We start from the raw sequence: 1,292 nt of genomic DNA on the forward strand, positions 1-1,292 counted from the left end.
GGCATGATGGTGCCGCCGAGATAATGATTGTCTTCCGTCAGCGCGTCGGTGGTTACGGCGGTGCCGCAGCTGACGACAACGCAGGCATTTTGCGTAAAACGGCGGCTGCCCAGCGCATTAAACCAGCGGTCGGAGCCATGTTCTTCAGGGCGGCGGTAATGGTTGCGGATACCTAAAGCCTGCGGCATGGAAGACAGCCATTCGACCGGACGGGTTAATTGTTCTTCAACCATCGCTTTTTTTACCGAACCGCACACGGCGCAACCGACAATCTTCACATCTTCATCGGCAAATTGCAGCCATTCTTCACCCAGCTGGGTCAAATCACGATATGGCGCGCGGCCGACTTCGGAAAATGTGCCATTCTCCACCCATGCCCATTTCAACTGACTGTTGCCGCCGTCCAGCAGCAAAAAGCGTTCCGGCTTGGCGACGGCAGGTTGCGCCGGACGGTTATCCGGACGCAAACTGATCTCACCGCTGACAATGGTTTTTTCGCCCTTGTCCGTCTGCAAACGCAACGCGCCTTGCGCATCCACGCCTTTGACCACGCCTTCGTGGACAACGCGCCCTTCCTGAAGCAGCAATACTGGTCTGTCCGTATCGCGGTTGGCGGCATTGTATTCGCCGACACATGACGCAAATCCGTTTTGCGCGTATTCGTTCAATAGCGCATCAAGTTGCGCCAATACCGCATTCAATAAAGTTTTGACGCTTACGCCCTGCTTAGAGGCCGTCTGAAACAAAGCCTGCACGGAAGTGGCGTTTTCAACTTCTTTCGGCAATACAAAATTAATGCCGATGCCGATGACGGCGACAGTCTTATTCTCCACCCGCGCCGTTTCAATCAAAATACCGGCCAATTTATCATTGGCCACGACCAAATCGTTCGGCCACTTGATATTTACGTCCAAACCAATATCGGCAAGAGCACGGCGGCAAGCCAATGCCACCACCAACGCCAGCGAACCCAGCTCATATTGCGGCTTGTCAAACGTCCAGCCCAAGCTGAACATCAGACATTCGCCCTGTCGGTTGACCCAACTCCGCCCTTGCCGTCCGCGGCCTTTGGTTTGGAAATGCGCCACACACAAGGCCTTATGGGCCAAGTCCGCCGACTGGCGCGCCAAAGCCATGATTTCATCGTTACTGGACGAACATTCGTGTTTCAACTGCGCACGAAAACCCTGTTTCCCGGCCATTTGTTGCAGAGACTCTTCGGCAAACACAGCCAAAGGGCGCACCAAGCGCCATTGCCCGTCATGCTGGCGCAGCAAACCGCGGATATGGCC

Annotated in this window: 1 protein-coding gene; it reads right to left on the reverse strand. The window is 55.2% G+C overall.

Annotation, left to right across the window (positions count from 1 at the left end; genetic code table 11):
• The coding region (locus ACTHS3_RS13495) for a biotin--[acetyl-CoA-carboxylase] ligase (protein WP_440368194.1) at positions 1 to 1,292 on the reverse strand (1,292 nt) is incomplete at both ends.

It is taken from the genome of Neisseria sp. P0009.S007, assembly GCF_051962515.1.